A 16,745-nucleotide genomic window follows, 5' to 3' on the forward strand; every position below is an offset into this window, starting at 1 on the left:
AGTTATATCTTTAATGTAAACAATTTTACATTTAAAGACAAGCTATATGCAGCGACCATTTCCGGCGGGGACCGCCATGAGCAAGCTTTGCATAAAGGCCTACGCTTTGGCCGATTATGATGAGAGCAGTTATATTGGGCAAATTTATTTATCGATCAACCCATCTAGTTTTGATATTTCCTATAAGGTAACGAGCACGGAAGAGCTTTCTACGGCTGCTTCTTCGGCAGATAGGAAGGCGCAGGCGGCCAAGGAAGTTCTGGGGAACAGTCCGGAGTATATGATTCCGGAGATTAAGTTTTCGAATATTTTGGTAGATGCTACGGGCGTTTATCATCAGGGGAGTCAGCAGGACAAGGCGCTTTTGCAGAACAAGGACAACAAGCCATCGGTGGCGCCTTATATTAAGGCCTTAAAAGCGTTGATTTATGATTATCATGACTGGGCCAATGGGCCGGCCTACTTAAAATTGGAGTGGGGGGAGATTTTGCCCAGCAATGATTCTCGGAAGGAGGCCAGTGCGCACACCTTCAACTGCATTATTTCGTCCATGGACATCAATTACTCTTTATTTTCCTTTGAGGGCTTGCCCATTCGGGCGGAGTTGAGTTTATCATTTTGGGGGCGTTCGCCATTTCGGCAGCAGCAAAACTGGGAGCAGTCGGCGGTGCGGCAAGAATTGGTCAAATATGAGTATCACGACATTCAGCAGGGGGATAATTTGGGGAAGATTTCGATGCGTTATTTTGGGAGTTTGGCGCTTTATTTATTGTTGGCGCAGTACAATGGTTTGAGTAGTTTGTATGAGTTGCCGGTGGGGCGGCGTTTGCTTATTCCGCCCAAGCGGGTCTTATTAAACTGGGCCAAATCGAGGCGACAAAAGCGGCGGTTGGGGCGCAAGCTACGCAAAACGGCCAGAGATGCGGCCAAGGAGCGTTTGCGTCGGGAGATGGCGGCGGCTATGCGTCGGGTCAATCGGCGGACACTTTAGAAAATAGCTCGGAGTTGCATTCTACCGAGGTGGACCATTTTGGCTTCGCCTGTTTTTCGGCCTTCATAGCTAATCGAAAGTTGTAAAAACTTGCTTAGAGCTTGTTGGAGTTCTAGGGTCCATAAAAAATTACTTCCCGTTTGCAGGCCTTCCGTCAGGGCAAATTGGCTAGGGCTATTTTCTTCGCCCTCATACTGGAGCTCGACCCAACTGAGTTTCATGCGGATATTTCTGCGTTTTCCTTTGCTGCTAAACCATTTGCCTTCTAGGCCCAGCTCTTGGAGTTGGGCCTTTTCTATGCCTAGGCGGTTCTCGCTATCCTTTTGGCGATAATAGAGGCTCAGGCGGAGGTCGCTGCCTCTTAGGTAGCTCAGTTTGGGGCTAACTTCCCAGGAATCGAGTAAATAATTGCGTTGGCTATAAAAATCGGAGCGGTTTTCATTTTGGGCCAGCTGGGCGGCTGTTTCTAGGCGGATAAAAGGCTTAATTTGCCACCAGCTCGAAAAGCTATAGCTGGTTTTTCGTTGGCTATCGAAGCCAAGGTTTAGGAAGCGTTTGCTTCGGCTATCGCTTTGTTGTAAAATGAGGCGAAACTTGCGTCCTCTTCGGTCCCAATAGAGGGCATTACTCATATTGGAAGAGATAGACAGCAGGCTACTATCGGCAATATCGAGTTCAAAGGGATTGAAGGCGGCCAGTTCTTCTTGGGCCAGGGTTTTGCGTTCCATCTTATAAATAGAGCGGCTAGAGATTTTTTTGAGCCAGCTTTTTGGGCCTGTTTTGGCCGCCCGCCAAAGGCGGGCGGGGTCAATATCTATACTCTGGTTAAAGGCCAATTGATTGGCGCGGACAAACTCGCCAGTGAGCACACGCAATTGAATAAAATTAGCCTGATCTTGAAAGGGGGCTTGTTCAAATTCGTCTTGTTCTTGGATGCTGTTTTCATTGCGGTCAATCCAAATATGGGTGCCTTGTCCTTGGTCCACCTCCAAATAATTGTAGGCATATTTTTGCTCTTGGCCAGCCCCTAATTCATAAATCGTTTGCCATTTAATCAGGCCTTTTTTCCATTGGGCATCATAGGCAATGCGGCCCAAGTAGGTGTTTTTTGGGTCTTGGCTGCTCAGGCTGCTGTCTAAGACCATCAACTGCCGATAATTGAGGTTGAAGCTGAGGTTTTGCTTGGGGCCCATCTGCCAATGTCCCTGTAGTTGGGCCTCCTTGGCTAAGGTCACATCGACTAGGGTTTCCGCCAAAGGCAGGCGGTCTAGCCGCTGACTAGCCGAGAGCTTCAGCGAGAACTGCTCTGTAGTAGGCAGCTCCGCACTAAATCGATAGAGCTGATACTGAAAGCTATTGGCCGCTAGGCTATCGCCATTAATCCGTTGTTGTTTGTTTTCTTCTTCATAGTAGGCCGAAATGCGCAGGCCTTTTTGGAAGCGGTAGCCTAATTGTAGGCGAGGGCGCCAAAACTGGCTATTGGATTGAGAAAGGTAGCTGCCTTGGCCAGTCAGCTCCCAGCCCTTATGCTGAAGCTGCAGGCTTGCGCTCTGTTGCCAGTTTTGACTGCTATCTCTAAGCAGGCCACTTAGTTTGTAGCTGATATTTCCTAATCCCTGCTGTTGGGCATTTAGGTCCAGCCAAAAGAGTTGTTCTTGGCTGCTGCTGCTATCTAGTCCCCAATCTCGACTAAATTCCCGATTCCGATAGGGCTCTATCGTTTTAAAGTTCGTGCTGAGCTGTTCATAATGGGCGTTGATGCCTAGGCTCCTGCGGAGGGTGTCCACCCGCTGGCTATCCACTTTTAGCCGATAGCCCAAACTCAATTCTTGCTGATAGCTTAGCCGCAAAGCCAAACCCTGATTATCTTCATTGTCTATATTAGAAAAGCGGTTGAGGTCCTCTTGACTAATCGCTAGATTGGCCATTAATTGCCCCCTTTCTCCAATATTATAATAGCTACTAATTTCTGATAGCTGCTTCTTTTCTGGTGCCTTGAGCAGCCTCAGAGGCGCATATTGCCCGCGGCTCTGTCCCGTGATGGGATCAGGAGCAATCCAAATATATACGCTGCCATTAATTTGTCCCTCTTCCCGAATATAATCGCCGCCCTGGCTTACTGCCCGAAAACTGACCGAATAGAAACTACTATCACTAGCATTGCTGCTAGCATAAACCAAAACCGAATCATAGCTGATCCCATGAACAACTGTATCGATAAGCTGGTAAGCCACCAAGCCCGATAATCCATCTGCTTCATTAATGCTTTGGCCGCCCCATATTTGGGCGGTTTGGTCCCCGGCTCGACTCAAGCTGGCTTGGGCCGAATCACTTAGGGGATTGGTGGGTTGGTTTTTGGCATCTTGCTCTTGATAGTGAAAAAAGCGCAGCCCCCATTTTTTGTCTTCGTAATGGCCATTAATTGCGGCAATGCTGCGGAGGTATTCTAGGTCCGAATAGCTAAACTCGACCTGTATGCGCTTGTCTTTTGTGATGAGGACTTTATTGGTAAATTGGATTTCGCCCAAATTATAATCAATCGTATAATCTCTATCAGAACCCCTTTCTAGTTGCTGCCCATCAATAAATACGCGCTCACTTCCCGCCAGTATAATCAGTAATTGCTCGCCATCATTACCCTCTAAACGATAGGGCCCTTGATTGCCCTCTTGCCCCATAAAACTATTGCGGGCAAAGGTTCCTCTAGAAATGGCAAAACTGCCTTGTCCCCCCCATTTTGCCCCAGATTTCAGTTGGCCCGAACTCCCAATTTGTCCCCCCTGCAAACGCTTGAAATGATTGAGGAAGTAGCTGTTTTTGGGCTGCTCCAAATCATAATCCCCAGCCAAAAGGTAATGTTCATCTACCTTGAACTTAATGAACACCCGATCAAAATCTTGCAGCTCTTGGCTATTGCCCTCGGCTTGGACCGGAATGTTATTATCCGATAAAGCCCCCGTAATCTCTACGCCCCCAACTTCTCCCGCCAATTGTAGATTGAAGCTAGAATTAAGGATGAGGTCTTGCTGATTCCCCAAGGAAATTCCCCTCGCAAAGCTGCCATTATAATCCAAGCCCTTCAGATCGCCTTCTTTGCCGCCCTGCCGCTGTACCTGATAGCCATAGGATTGGCCCAAAACGATATCTTCTCCCAACTGCATTTTAGGCTGTAACAATCGCCGATCTTTTCGCTCCCGCCTGCGGTGAATGGGCAAGGGCAAGCGCTTATAGCTCAAACAAAGACTGTCTTGCTGCAATAATTCTCCCTTGGGGAAAAAATAACTGCCTTGCAGTCGATATAAACTATCCGCCAAAGGCTGCCCCCGCCAATGTAAACTGCCCGGCAAGACCCATAAACTATCAAGCAGTATACTATCCGCCAAGACATAACAATCCGACTGCCGCAACTGCTGTTGTTGCAAACTATCTAGCTGGGGCAATGTCTGCGCCCCAAGCTGCCCAAAAAAGAAAAGACCGCAAAATAAAAGCAGTAAGCGCAAAAGTATGGCGTTTTGGTGTTCTTTAAGATAACGCTAAACTACTGCTTTTGGCTGGTGAGGGAAAGAGAAAGGGAAGAAGCTGGGGGCTTCTTCCCTGGGGAAACTTAGATCTATAGAGAGGTCAACTGTCTGTTAGCCTGCCGCCATGACCATAGGCCAGACCAAGCCGCTGATAAGCGGCAGAGGGCCGAGAGCGAGCTGCGAACCATATCGCCCACCAAAGGCGGACAATAAGGCTGCAGGCCGTCTTCAACGACTGTAAGGAGTAAGGCCCCAAAAATATATAATGAAAAACTTAGGAGCTATAGAGTGCTGACTCACGAAGGTGTTTAATTGCCACCTTAAGGGAATGGTCATCAGAAAAAAGGGCTGCTTTTCTGCGATTCCATGATTGTAAGGTCGTTTTAATTTTCTTTAAATCAAATTGATGGTCATCTTTACAAATGTAGTCAATACTAGAGAGCAGCTCAAGTCCAAAGGAAGAGTAAAAGCCAGACAAAAAGTGCTTTGTTTTTTCGACAATAGCTAGATAGCTGCTGTGCTCTGCTCGGGCGAGGTAGTGAGTCACATTCTTTTCGGCTTCCATGATAAGACCAATTTCCTCAAAGGGTTTTTGTTCTTTGCTGTAGTAGCCTTTAATATAACTACCATTGAGATAGTGCAAAACATGATTGACCTTTGCAGAGTATGGTCCATAGAAATGGGGCTTATACTCTAGGTTTTTGAATGCTTTGTCGCCTCCAAAACGCTTTAAGAAATAAGCGGCTTTTTCTCCAGCAAACTCCGAAACAAACTCTCCCTCTTTCACCAAATCATATAAAATAGCTAGTAACATAGCTCTGGCAGGAGTAAGCTTAACTTGTTTTTTTACTGATCTTTCCTTTACGCTATAATTAGGGGCATAAAGATAAATTTTGCAGTCTAGCTCTTTTAGCTCGTCCAAAATTAGCTGCTTTACGCTTGCCCAGTTTAGGCCTCCATTTCCAGCGCCCAATGCAGGAATTGCAATTGACTGAATCCCTTCAGATATAATATAACGCCTTAGATCTTCTAATCCTTTTTGGATGTAGCTATACTCAGAGGGGGCTTGCCAAGTAGTTTTTGTAGGGAAGTTAATAATGATTTTACTAGGGGATAGTAAATCGCCTTCTCTCGTAATGAACATTTTTCCAATAACAACTTCTCCTTTTGCACAGGCCGCTTTATATGCTTTGAAGTTTAGAGGGTATTTCTTCTTGAACTGTAAGGCAATCCCTTTTCCCATAACCCCAACTGTGTTAACCGTATTCACGATGGCTTGAGCTGGACTGTCTAGCAAGTTGCCGCTTATTTCTTCTACCATAGTGTATGATTTTATCCTTAATGAAGGAGATTTAAAAATAGTAATGGGGTCTTACTGCAATTTGAGCTTCAGCAACGCCAAAGTTAGTTAATCGCTCCTTACTTTTTTGGTTATAAACTACAAAGCCCGCAATCAAATGATAGGGGATATCTCCATAGACTAAAAACTCTGCCTGTTTCTTTAAACGTAAAAAGCTGTTTTCTTCACCACCCCAAGATGGGTTTTTAATTGCTTTCCAATTTAATTTCTCCTCAATATTATTGATGTCGGAAGCATCGTAAAACCTGCTGAAAGGGCTAATCGCATGAGCATCAGTGAAAAGGTAGCTTAGGGTCGATCCTATGATTTGAGGAAGCCGCACTATGATGTAAATGATATCTTCTGTTGGAGTGGGAGCTGTGTTGCCATATTGATTTTGTATGGCATAAAGCATTGGCGACCTATACCAGAAATAAAAAGGAATATAGTCGTCTAATGTATGTCCCCTAGGGCAAACTTTGGTCGCTCGGCGGCTAATTATATCTAATGCACCAATAGCCCTATAATTAGGGTTGCTGTTGATCGAGTTTTTATGGGTAATCCCATATTTGATTATATGTGGAATATTATCAATATGGACCATCCTGAAAATTGGAATATTAGTTTGCAAAAGTAGCCATTTTTTGAGTTTCCTCAAGTTAATCAGAAATACACTCAATATAATGCTTAATTCCTTATAAATTAAGTAGTTGTTCCTACCTTCCCACATCCCTACTCCCCCAAGCGCAAGTCCCCTACCACAATAGCCCCCACCGACAACAACAAATAGAGCACTATCCCCGCAGGCAGGGCCAAGCCCAAAGGCAAAAAGATGAGCAAGGGCAAAAGACCCAAGATGAGCAGAAAACGCCAACGGTTGGGCCGCCAAGCCAAGGACTTAAACTTGAAGCTGAGCAAGGGGATCTCCGCAATGAGGAGGTAGCAAAGCAAGGCCAGCAAACCATAGAGCAAGGGGGGCCAAAGTAAGTATTGCTCCAATCCATAGAGCTGCTGCTGTACGCTCCAAAAGTAACCAAAGACAAAAAGGGTGGTGGCCGGGGTGTTCAAACCAATAAAGCTTTCGGATTGCCGACTATCCGTATTGAATTTGGCCAAACGCAGGGCCGAAAACAAGAGCAACAAAAAAGGCAATAAGAGCAGGTAGCTCTCCCGCTGCCCCCATTGCAATCCCTCTGGCAGCCCCAAGGCTTGCATGAAGAGCTGATATAACATGGCAGCCGGAAAAAAACCAAAGGAAATCAGGTCCGCTAAAGAGTCGAGCTCTTTGCCCAATGGCGATTGCGCCTTGAGTAAACGAGCCAATAAGCCATCTCCAAAGTCAGCTATTAGGGAGAGCAAGAGACAGTAGGGCAAGACCTCCCACTGCCCAGAAAATAGACTGATAATAGCCGCCGCTCCCGCCCAGGCATTCAATAAAGTGACCGAATTGGGTATTTGTTGCTTGATTTTGCTCCACATAAACTAACATTTTGATAAGAAGAGGAAGGACAAAGATAGCAGAAAAAACATCTAGCTTTGCGCAATTTTTTGCCGCATCCAAAACCTTTGTTTATGCCTTCTCGCCTTCTCGCCGCCCATTTGGCTCTCTTTACCGTAGCCCTTTTGTATGGCGCAAACTATTCTATCGCCAAGATCGCTATGCCCGATCCAATTCCCCCCGCCGCCTTTATTATGCTTAGGGTCCTGGCCGCTAGCCTGCTGTTTTGGATCACTAGCTTTTGGCTTAGGGAAAAGGTCGCTAAGGCCGATATCTTCCGCCTAGCTATTGCTTCCGCTTTTGGGGTGGCCTGTAATCAATTACTCTTTTTTAAGGGACTAGAAATGACTAGCCCGATTAGCGCCTCACTTATTATGCTGACGGCCCCCATTGTGGTCCTTTTGTTTTCGGTGTTCTTTCTCGGCGAGCAGCTCAATAGCCTGAAGATTATCGGAATTGTTCTAGGGGTTATCGGTGCTGCTTACCTGATTCTCAATACGGGTAGTTCTGCCGCTTTTAAGGCTAGAAACCCCCTGCTGGGCAATTTGTTGATCGGGGGCAATGCGGTAGCCTACTCGATTTACCTGATTATGATTAAACCCCTGACCCAAAAGTATCAAGCTATTACGCTGCTCAAATGGGTCTTTCTGTTTGGCTGTCTTTATGTTTTGCCCTTTGGCGGCCCCGGCGCACTGGCCATTCCCTACAGTCAGTTGTCTGCAGAAATATGGGCGGTGCTGGCTTTTGTCCTCATCGGCGTAACTTTTCTGGCTTATCTGCTCAATGCTTGGGCCCTGCAACGCCTGCCCGCCTCGGTGGTCAGTAGCTATATCTATTTGCAACCCCTTCTGGCCGCTTTGGTCGCTATTCTCCTCGCTGCCGATGAGCTGCGGCCCGCTCTTTTTATCTCTGCCGCCTTCATTTTCTCTGGCCTCTTCCTGATCTCTTATAAGAAGAGGAAACCCAAATTACAAGAGGAGGCAGTTTAGTGTTTTTTTGGGGCCTCCGCTGCGGCTTCGCCTTGCGGCGCTACGCTTCAGGGCTCGCAGGTCTGCTCGGCCCTGCGGCCTGACGGCCTTGGTCTGCGGCTGCGCCGCCCCCTTTCGCATCGCTAGGCCTGCGGCGGCTTCGCCGCCTGCTATCTGTGCTCTGTAGGTTGAAACCTACAGCCATACAACAATTATATGCTACATCTATAGTGCGGAGAGGATTAAAATCCTCTACCGCTTTTAACGGCCCTCAGAACTGCTTCATTTATGATTTAGGCAGCCTAGAAGATGTTTGTTTATGGAAGGTTTTAACCTTCCATACTATATTAAATTGCATTCGTTAATTGGCTGTAGGTTTCAACCTACAGCTCGGCCCAGTAGGCCTTTAGGCTGCAGGATATTTGGCCCAAAATACAGCCGCCTTCCATATTTCGCTCCTAAGCGCCTATCCCTAAACTGTAGTAGGGTCGGTCCAGGAAAAAAAGATAGGAGATTATAGATACGCCCGGAGGGATTTGTAAACTGCAAATTAGCTCTGGCGCCACGCCAGAGGCGTTTTGCAACTGCAGATTAGCTCCGGCGCCACGCCAGAGGTGTTTTGCAACTGCAGATTAGCTCCGGCGCCACGCCAGAGGTGTTTTGCAACTGCAGATTAGCTCTGGCGTCACGCCAGAGCCGTTTTGCAACTGCAGATTAGCTCCGGCGTCACGCCAGAGGTGTTTTGCAACTGCAGATTAGCTCTGGCGCCAGGCCCAAGGCGTTTTGCAACTGCAGATTAGCCCCGGCGTCACGCCAGAGACGTTTTGCAACTGCAGATTAGCTCTGGCGCCAGGCCCAAGGCATTTTGCAACTGCAGATTAGCTCTGAACAACTGTATCTCCCCATTCTGCAACTGCAAATAAACAAGATGCGGCCATTTTGGCTGTATTTGCATCATCCGAGGCTTGCTAAACTAGCGTTTAGCTGCTTGCTTGGACCAAGAAGGGCCTAAAGCAATTCCCCAGAGGCATCAAGCAGGAATTTGCCCCTAAAGGGCTTAAGGATTTTACAAGAAGCCCTTTCCCAGAGCAGAAAAGGGCCGAAGGCCCGCGGCTGAGGGATGGATAGGGGGGCGGCGAAGCCGCAGACCCAGCTTTTGAGCGCAGCGAAAAAGCGCAGGGCCGAGCAGACCTGCGAGCCCCGACACAGCCCGACCCGCCCGCAGGGCGGGGCAGCCCCAAATCATCAGAAAAAAACATAAAAAAAGCAGCTCCCCCAAAATGGAGAAGCTGCTCAGTAGCTAAAAAGGCAGATGATCTAGCCCTTAATTTTTTCAATCAAGGCCTTGGTTTCCTCGGCTTCCATGCCTTGCGCCTTGGCCAATTCTACGGCCTTTTCGGCAGTGGCAAGGGCCTCTTTCTTCTTGCCCAATTTATGGAGCAAATTGGCCTTGGTATCTACATTATAGTAGTTTTCCTCTAGTTCAATAGACTTGTTGATCCATTTGAGGGCCGCTTTGAGTTTCTTTTTGCTGTCTTCTGTCTGAAAATAGCTCCAAGCCACCTCATTAAGCTCCTGCCAGCTATCCGAATGCTCGAGCAACATGATATTTAGGTACTTAAACTCTTTTTTGGTCCCGTTGTGAATGATGGTATTGAGCATAGCGGTATAATAAGCAGCCAAATCCTTAGAAAGACCCTCATTAAGGTTTTTGACCAGCTGCTTATACTCCTGGCTTTTAGTGCCTTTGCCGTTTTGGGCCTCTCCAACCAAATGTACTTGGCTCATGAGCGCGCCCTTCATGTATTCTTCAACGGTTTCCTCGCCATTTTCTGCTACAAACTCTTCTTTGTGGGCCAAAATATAGTCAAAGTACTTTTGCTCAAAGCCCACTTCAGTAAGCATCATGATCTCAAAATGCTCGCTTTGCTTCCATTCGGCTTCTGGAATAAGACCGAGATAAAGACGGGTCTCCTCTACATTGCTTTCATAGGCTGCGTCTAGAGCCTTGATATAATTGCGTAAAAACTCGGGCTGGCGGTCGCCTTTTTCATAGCGTTTTTTCAGGCTAAAGAGCTGTTTGTTGGGGTCCAAAGCCTTCTGGCTTTCGGCAATAAGTTGTGGAGCATCGGGGGCGCCCACTGTTTTATGAAGCAGCTCGCCATCGGCAGAGAAGAATAGGAGGGTGGGGTAGGCTTGCACCCCATGTTTTTCGGCAAAGGCAGGGCCCTCGCCTTTTTCCATATCAAACTTATAGCTAATATAGTTGGCATCGAAGTGTTGGCCGACCTGCGGTTGGGTAAATATCTTTTTGCTCAACCATTTGCAGGGGCCGCACCAAACGGCATAGGCATCGACAAAGATCATTTTGTTTTCTTTGAGGGCTAGGGCCTTGATTTCCTCCCAGCTGCCTTCGGTAAAGTTGATGCCATTGGCAGACTTGGGCATTTTTTCCTCAATCTTTTTGAGCAGGGCCTCGGTTTCGCTGACATCATCGCCATTTTCTTTGCCTAGGGCAATAGACTTCTCGGCCGCCTTTTTGGCCTCTCCGTAACGCTTGAGCTTAAAGGCGAGATTAGCCTCTGTGTCCGTATTGGCAAAGCCAGGGGCTAGGGCCACCGACTTTTTGGCCCAGCTATAGGCCATGCTCAAGAGTTTTTCTTCTTCTTTTTGCTCAAAATAGCTCCAAGCGTAGCTATTTAGCATTTGGGCGTTTTCGCAATGCTCATTGAGGTAGGCATGTAGGTACTGATCGCGTTGGGGCGTACGGAAATAATACTGTAGGTCCAAAAGTGAAATGCTGGCCGCGGCTTCTTTCTCGCCCAAAATGCTTTTGATCCGCTCCTTATAGAGGAGATAGGGTTTTTCTTGCTGTTCTTGGGCAATTTTGCGCATACCCGCCTCTAGTCCAGCCTTGAGGTAATTATTTACCTTCTCTTCGCCCAAAGCCTTTACAAAGTCGGCCTTCTTCGCCAATACCTTATCGTAGATGGGGCTGCTTTGGTCGGCAAAGAGCTCTTCAATGAGGCTAAAGTTTTCCTCTTGGGGCCAGTTCACTTCCTCTGCTTCTTCTAGTTGTTTTTGGGCCACTTCCTGCGCGCCAGCATAATCGCCACCATTCATCAGGGCATCCAAATAATTTTTCATTTCGCCTTTGCCCAATCCCTTTTTCGACTGATACTGCTTTTGTAGAGTATAGAGTTGTTTTTTGGGATCAATAGCGGCTTGGCCATCTTCTAGCAGGGCCTCGGCATCTTTGGCGCCCATTACCTTATGAACGAGCTCTCCTTCGGCAGAGAAAAACAGCAGAGTAGGGTAGGCGCGTACCTTATGGGTTTTGGCAAATTCGGGCCCTTCGCCCTTTTCCATATCAAACTTATAGTTGATAAACTTGGCATTGAAGAGCTCGCCCACGGCCTCATCGGGAAAGCTATTTTTAGCCATCCATTTGCAGGGGCCGCACCAAACGGCATAGGCATCCACAAAGATCATTTTCTTTTCCTTTTTGGCCTTGGCCAGAATATCGGCCCATTGGCCTTCAGAGAATTTAATGCCCTGCGCCCAGCTTTGGCCGGCACTAAAGAGCATAAAGAGCGCTAGGCTCCAAGAAATCAGTAGTTTCATACGAATATAATTATGAATGAGCGGGTAATTGTTTTGATTTGGGGCTGCCCCGCCCTGCGGGCGGGTCGGGCTGTGCGGGGGCTCGCTATTCGCTCGGCCCATCGCTTTTTTTCGCTTTGCTCAAAAAAGCTCGGTCTGGCCTTCGGCCACCCCCTACCATCCCTCAGCCGGGGCGCTTCGCGCCCTGCTAGATCCAATAGTACCTTATAGTTGGGCCAAAAACTGGCTCAGTTGGCGAACTGCCTGCCCTCTATGGCTAAGCTCTTGTTTTTCTGCTAGGGTCATTTGGGCAAAGCTGCGTTCATGTCCTTGGGGGACAAAAATGGGATCATAGCCAAAGCCCTTTTCGCCTAGGCGTTGGGGGGCAATTTTGCCGGGGGCGATACCTTCAAAATAATGGATATCATCTGGACCGAGATAGAGGCAGATGACGGTTCTAAATTGGGCACTACGATCTTGGGCCTGGGCCAATTCTTTTAGTAGCAAATCCATATTATCATCGGGATTTTTTTGTGGCCCAGCATAGCGGGCGGTATATACCCCGGGGGCGCCATTTAGGGCGGCTACTTCTAGGCCCGTATCTTCAGAAAAGCAGGGGTAGCCATAGTGGTCCCAGACGTATTGGGCCTTTTGTAGGGCATTGCCTTGCAGGCTATCTTGCTCTTCGGGAATATCTTCTAGGCAACCAATATCGGGCAGAGAGAGAAAATCGTATTGCTCGCCCAACTGGGCCTTGATTTCACGGATTTTGCCCGCATTGGCGGTCGCCATGACCAACTTTTTCTTTTGCATTGCTTCTGTCGTTATTTTTCTGAAGGGAAAATATCTTGTAAGGCCCGCCAAAGGGCCAGTTTATGCTGCTTTTGTAGGGCAATCTGTTGTAGGCTAATGCCCTGCAATAATTGTAGGCCCTGATAATGGACCAATTGATAGAGGGGCAGCTCGAGCCGCAAGCCCAAAACCGCTGTGCTGAGGCCAAAGAAAAAACAGGGCGCTAGGGGCTTTTCCTGCAACTGAAAACTTTGCTTTGGGGGGCAGGGGACAACTTCTACATCTTTCTCTAAAGATAAGCCCACCGCCTGCATGACCTTAGCCAAAAAATCGAGCTCCTCGGCCGTATGTTCTTGGGCCAAAAAAACATAAGCTTTTTGATTGGCGGCTAGCGAAAGCGGCCGCTGAGGAATCTGATAGAGTTCAGTTTCAAAGAAATTTAAATTAAACTTCATTTTATTGGCTTTTATGAAAGCGAATAGGCCTTTAATTGCTGTTTATCTTCCTCTTTGTCCAAGAAACTAAAGATAATAAACCGTCTGATTGGCCTAAAATATTATCAGTCAATTGGAAGTACTTCAAAATAATGCAGGAGCAATAAAAAGGTTGTACAAAATATTATTCCTATATATAGCTTATTATTTGTTTTTTATTCTAAACAAATGTTAATAGTTTTCTGTTAACAGAATTTTTTGTATCTTCACGATCCGAAAGCCATAGGCTAGTCCTGAGGAAGTAAAGCATTGTAGTGGGAAGCTATTCCGTGGAGATTTCTTTTTCTGTTAGGGTTCAAAAGTACGGAAAAAGCCGAAGAGTTTGGACTATTTGCAAGGCTGCGGCAATCATCTTTAACCTCATCTAATATATATATAGTATGAAATATCCAATTTCAGTGGAGCTGACGAAGCAATCTCGTCTGGCCGAGGTAGATTTTGATAATTTGATTTTTGGTCGTGTGATGTCAGATCATATGTTTGTGGCTGACTACATTGATGGCGAGTGGACCGATTGTAGAATTCTTCCTTATGGCCCCATGCCTATGAGCCCTGCTATTATGGGTTTGCATTATGGGCAGGCTATTTTTGAGGGGATGAAGGCGAACAAATCAACCAAAACGGGAGAGCCAATTTTGTTCCGTCCCGAATTGCATGTGGAGCGACTCAATCGTTCTGCTAAGCGTTTGGCCATGCCAGAAATCCCCGCCGAAATTTTCTTAGAAGGGGTACATCGTTTGGTCGATTTGGATCGTGACTTTATTCCTCAATCAGAAGGATCGGCCCTTTATCTTCGTCCGCATATGTTTGCTACAGATGCTTATTTGGGTGTTCGGGCTAGCGATACTTACCGTTTTGTGATTATGAGCTGCCCTGTAGGGCCTTATTACCCCAAGCCGGTTAAAATTAAGGTAGCCGAGAAATATGTCCGTGCTTTTCCTGGTGGAGTAGGCTTTGCAAAGGCTGCTGGCAATTATGCCGCTACTTTGGCCCCCGCTCTAGAAGCTAAGGAGCAGGGCTTTGATCAGATTTTATGGTTGGACGGTAAAGAGTTTAAGTATTTGCAAGAGTGTGGGACCATGAACATCTTTGTGGTCATTGATGGTAAGGTGATTACGCCTCCTACCACAGATGCTATTTTGGCGGGCATTACTCGCGATAGCTTGATTCACTTGCTAAAGGACAAAGGCTTTGAGGTAGAGGAACGCAATATTTCTATCCAAGAAGTAATTGAGGCCCATCAAGCAGGTAAACTAGACGAAATGTTTGGTTCTGGAACAGCGGCGGTCATTTCTCATATCTCCGACTTTAGCTACAAAGGCAAAAACTTTGAGTTGTCTCCCATCCAGGGCCGCAAAGTTGGTCCCATGGCCAAAAAGTTAATTCAAGATTATAAGGTAGACGCCGTAGAAGATACTTTTAATTGGTTGCTGCCTGTACGTACGACAAATAAAGAACTGTCTAAGTAAGTATAGTCAGTTTTTAGTAGAGCAAAGCTGCTTCTCTATTTTAGGGAAGCAGCTTTTTGTTTTGGGCCAAACTGCATTGTTGACTTAAAAAAAAAGGGGCATTCCTTTAAGGGCCTAGATAAAAAGTTATTTTTGTAGCATCTTGCTTTGGAGCGAGCAGGCGGCGAAGCCGTCTGCAGGCTAAAGGCCAAATAGAAGCCCTGTTACTTCTATCCTTTGATTTAATTTCCTGCTATTCTGCGTTATTTTTCTCCCCCATAGCTAAGGCTATGCCTTTAAAAAATGCCTTGACTAGCCTGAAATTCTAATCAAAGAATGGCCGAAGTGCCAGGACTTCCATTCGGCCTAGCGATGTGCAGCAGTGGCCGTCAGGCCAGACCAAGCGGGCGTAGCCCGCGCAGGGCCGAGCGAGCAGCGAGCTGCGAAACGTAGCGCCGACGAGCGCAGCGAGGCGGAGGCCCCCAAAAAAATAAAAAAACTAAATTTTCATCATTAGGTCCTTTTGGGCCAATTACTCATTGATACTGCTATTCTGTATGGATTTCATGACAATTTTCTTTCTCATTATTGGCTTTGTGTTGCTCATCAAGGGAGCCGATTATCTGGTAGATGGGGCTTCGGCGGTGGCCAAGCGCTTTGGGATTCCGGATATTATTATTGGTTTGACGGTGGTGTCTATGGGGACCTCCGCACCCGAGTTGGTGGTTAGTGTGGGCTCTGCTATGAAGGGGTCTACGGGTTTGGTCTTTGCCAATGTGATTGGGAGTAATATCTCGAATACCTGTTTGATTTTGGGCGTGGCGGGGCTAATTGTGCCCTTAGTGGTGCAATCGACCACCGTAAAATATGAGTTGCCCTTATCAATTTTGATTATTCCCCTGCTCTTTATTTTATCTAATGACGCCATGCTTTGGGGGGCCGAAACAAGCACGCTCAGCCGCATCGATGGCTTTATTTTATTGGGCCTATTTGCGGGCTTTTTGTACTATGTTTTCCGTTCTGCCAAAAACAATCCCGATGAGGTAGAGGCAATTGATCCTTTGCCTGCATGGAAATCGGCTATCTTTATTGTGGGCGGTATTGCGGGCCTTATTGTTGGAGGAGACTGGGTGGTCAGTTCGGCCAAAGAAATAGCCACGACCTTCGGTATGACGGAGCGTTTGGTGGGGCTTACCGTTGTGGCGGTAGGGACCTCCTTGCCCGAGCTAGCGACCTCTGTGGTAGCGGCCATGAAACGCAATTCTGATATTGCGATTGGTAATGTGGTGGGCTCGAATATCTTTAATGTACTCTTGGTTTTGGGCACGAGTGCGGCCATTATGCCCACCAATTACGAGCTAGCCATCAACTTTGATTTATACTTCCTAATGGCGGTCAGTTTTGTCTTATTTGCCTTCTTTTTTGTGGGTACTTTGCGCAAAGAAAGCCTCTATACCCTAGACCGCTGGGAGGCGGCCCTTTTATTGGTTGCAATCATTGGATACTTTGCCTATATCATCGTCAATGACCCAGGCGTAGCTCCTGTAGGCTAGGGTTTTTGCCAAAGGCTATCGATGCCGGGATATTCTTTTTTGGCCCAGCGCCAAAGTCGTTTTTCCCAGCGTTTTAGGGCCTTATTATTCAGTTGATGGGCCTGCCAATGGGCAGAAAAAACAAGAGAATCGCCTTGATAAAAGGCCATAGAAGAAACTGGCGCTCCTGGCATAGGGGGCGGCAGTTCTTTTGTTTGGGGCCTAGGGGCTTTGGGGCCCAATTTACTGGGGCCTTGGGCCAGGAGCTCTTCCTGTTGGTTGGCCGATTTACGGACAATTTGCAGGCCCTGGCTATCCAACTTCATCCGCACCGACTGCTGGTAGGGGGGAGGGAGGCTAGGGTTGCCATTATAATACTCTAGGCGGTCCCAATTGGGGCCTTTATGGCAGGCAAAAAGCAGCAGGCAGGCCAAGAGGCTAGGCCCAAAAATCTTAAAATGCATAAAACTGGATTTAATGTAGGGCTAAGTTAAGAAGTTGTTGGAACATTTAGGGACGCATATTTTTTTGGGGCTGCCGCTACGCCCTTCGGTTGTCG

At 47.2% G+C, this 16,745-nt stretch carries 12 protein-coding genes; 4 read left to right on the forward strand and 8 right to left on the reverse strand.

Annotated elements, in window-relative coordinates:
• Positions 1–46: 46 nt before the first annotated feature.
• Entirely contained in the window at positions 47–991 is a 945-nt protein-coding gene (locus tag SGRA_RS10550) for a CIS tube protein (RefSeq protein WP_015692666.1), read from the forward strand.
• Here SGRA_RS10550 and SGRA_RS10555 read toward each other — a convergent pair.
• From SGRA_RS10555 to SGRA_RS10570, 4 genes are all read right to left on the reverse strand, one after another.
• Positions 988–4,491: a hypothetical protein gene (locus tag SGRA_RS10555; RefSeq protein ID WP_015692667.1), complete on the reverse strand. Its 3,504-nt coding sequence runs from the start codon at positions 4,489–4,491 to the stop codon at positions 988–990. The genes SGRA_RS10550 and SGRA_RS10555 overlap by 4 nt on opposite strands.
• 295 nt (positions 4,492–4,786) lie before the next feature.
• On the reverse strand, positions 4,787–5,833 hold the full coding sequence (darG, locus tag SGRA_RS10560) for a type II toxin-antitoxin system antitoxin DNA ADP-ribosyl glycohydrolase DarG (RefSeq protein ID WP_015692668.1): 1,047 nt from the start codon (positions 5,831–5,833) through the stop codon (positions 4,787–4,789).
• A gap of 31 nt (positions 5,834–5,864) precedes the next feature.
• Positions 5,865–6,482 carry a type II toxin-antitoxin system toxin DNA ADP-ribosyl transferase DarT gene (gene darT, locus SGRA_RS10565; RefSeq protein WP_015692669.1) on the reverse strand — a complete coding sequence of 206 codons (618 nt, stop codon included), beginning with the start codon at positions 6,480–6,482 and terminating at the stop codon, positions 5,865–5,867.
• A gap of 101 nt (positions 6,483–6,583) precedes the next feature.
• The gene (locus SGRA_RS10570) at positions 6,584–7,330 is read right to left on the reverse strand and encodes a CDP-alcohol phosphatidyltransferase family protein (RefSeq protein ID WP_015692670.1); all 747 of its coding nucleotides are present in this window, start codon (positions 7,328–7,330) and stop codon (positions 6,584–6,586) included.
• Positions 7,331–7,423: 93 nt separating this feature from the next.
• Between SGRA_RS10570 and SGRA_RS10575 the strand changes: the two genes are divergently transcribed.
• Positions 7,424–8,338, forward strand: coding sequence for a DMT family transporter (locus SGRA_RS10575; RefSeq protein WP_041329622.1), 915 nt, complete (start codon positions 7,424–7,426; stop codon positions 8,336–8,338).
• Positions 8,339–9,634: 1,296 nt separating this feature from the next.
• Here the strand turns inward: SGRA_RS10575 and SGRA_RS10580 are convergent.
• The 3 genes from SGRA_RS10580 to SGRA_RS10590 all read right to left on the reverse strand — a co-directional run bounded on the left by SGRA_RS10580 (position 9,635) and on the right by SGRA_RS10590 (position 13,167).
• Positions 9,635–11,941: a thioredoxin domain-containing protein gene (locus tag SGRA_RS10580; protein WP_187288168.1), complete on the reverse strand. Its 2,307-nt coding sequence runs from the start codon at positions 11,939–11,941 to the stop codon at positions 9,635–9,637.
• Between the two features lie 204 nt (positions 11,942–12,145).
• The gene (gene rdgB, locus SGRA_RS10585) at positions 12,146–12,733 is read right to left on the reverse strand and encodes an RdgB/HAM1 family non-canonical purine NTP pyrophosphatase (RefSeq protein ID WP_015692673.1); all 588 of its coding nucleotides are present in this window, start codon (positions 12,731–12,733) and stop codon (positions 12,146–12,148) included.
• A gap of 11 nt (positions 12,734–12,744) precedes the next feature.
• On the reverse strand, positions 12,745–13,167 hold the full coding sequence (locus SGRA_RS10590) for a DNA polymerase III subunit psi (protein WP_015692674.1): 423 nt from the start codon (positions 13,165–13,167) through the stop codon (positions 12,745–12,747).
• A 419-nt stretch (positions 13,168–13,586) separates the two neighbouring features.
• Between SGRA_RS10590 and SGRA_RS10595 the strand changes: the two genes are divergently transcribed.
• Entirely contained in the window at positions 13,587–14,675 is a 1,089-nt protein-coding gene (locus SGRA_RS10595; protein ID WP_015692675.1) for a branched-chain amino acid aminotransferase, read from the forward strand.
• Positions 14,676–15,211: 536 nt separating this feature from the next.
• Positions 15,212–16,207 carry a calcium/sodium antiporter gene (locus tag SGRA_RS10600; protein WP_015692676.1) on the forward strand — a complete coding sequence of 332 codons (996 nt, stop codon included), beginning with the start codon at positions 15,212–15,214 and terminating at the stop codon, positions 16,205–16,207.
• Here SGRA_RS10600 and SGRA_RS10605 read toward each other — a convergent pair.
• Entirely contained in the window at positions 16,204–16,650 is a 447-nt protein-coding gene (locus SGRA_RS10605; RefSeq protein ID WP_015692677.1) for a hypothetical protein, read from the reverse strand. The genes SGRA_RS10600 and SGRA_RS10605 overlap by 4 nt on opposite strands.
• Positions 16,651–16,745: the final 95 nt, after the last annotated feature.

The organism is Saprospira grandis str. Lewin, from assembly GCF_000250635.1.
Taxonomy (GTDB): Bacteria; Bacteroidota; Bacteroidia; order Chitinophagales; family Saprospiraceae; genus Saprospira; species Saprospira grandis.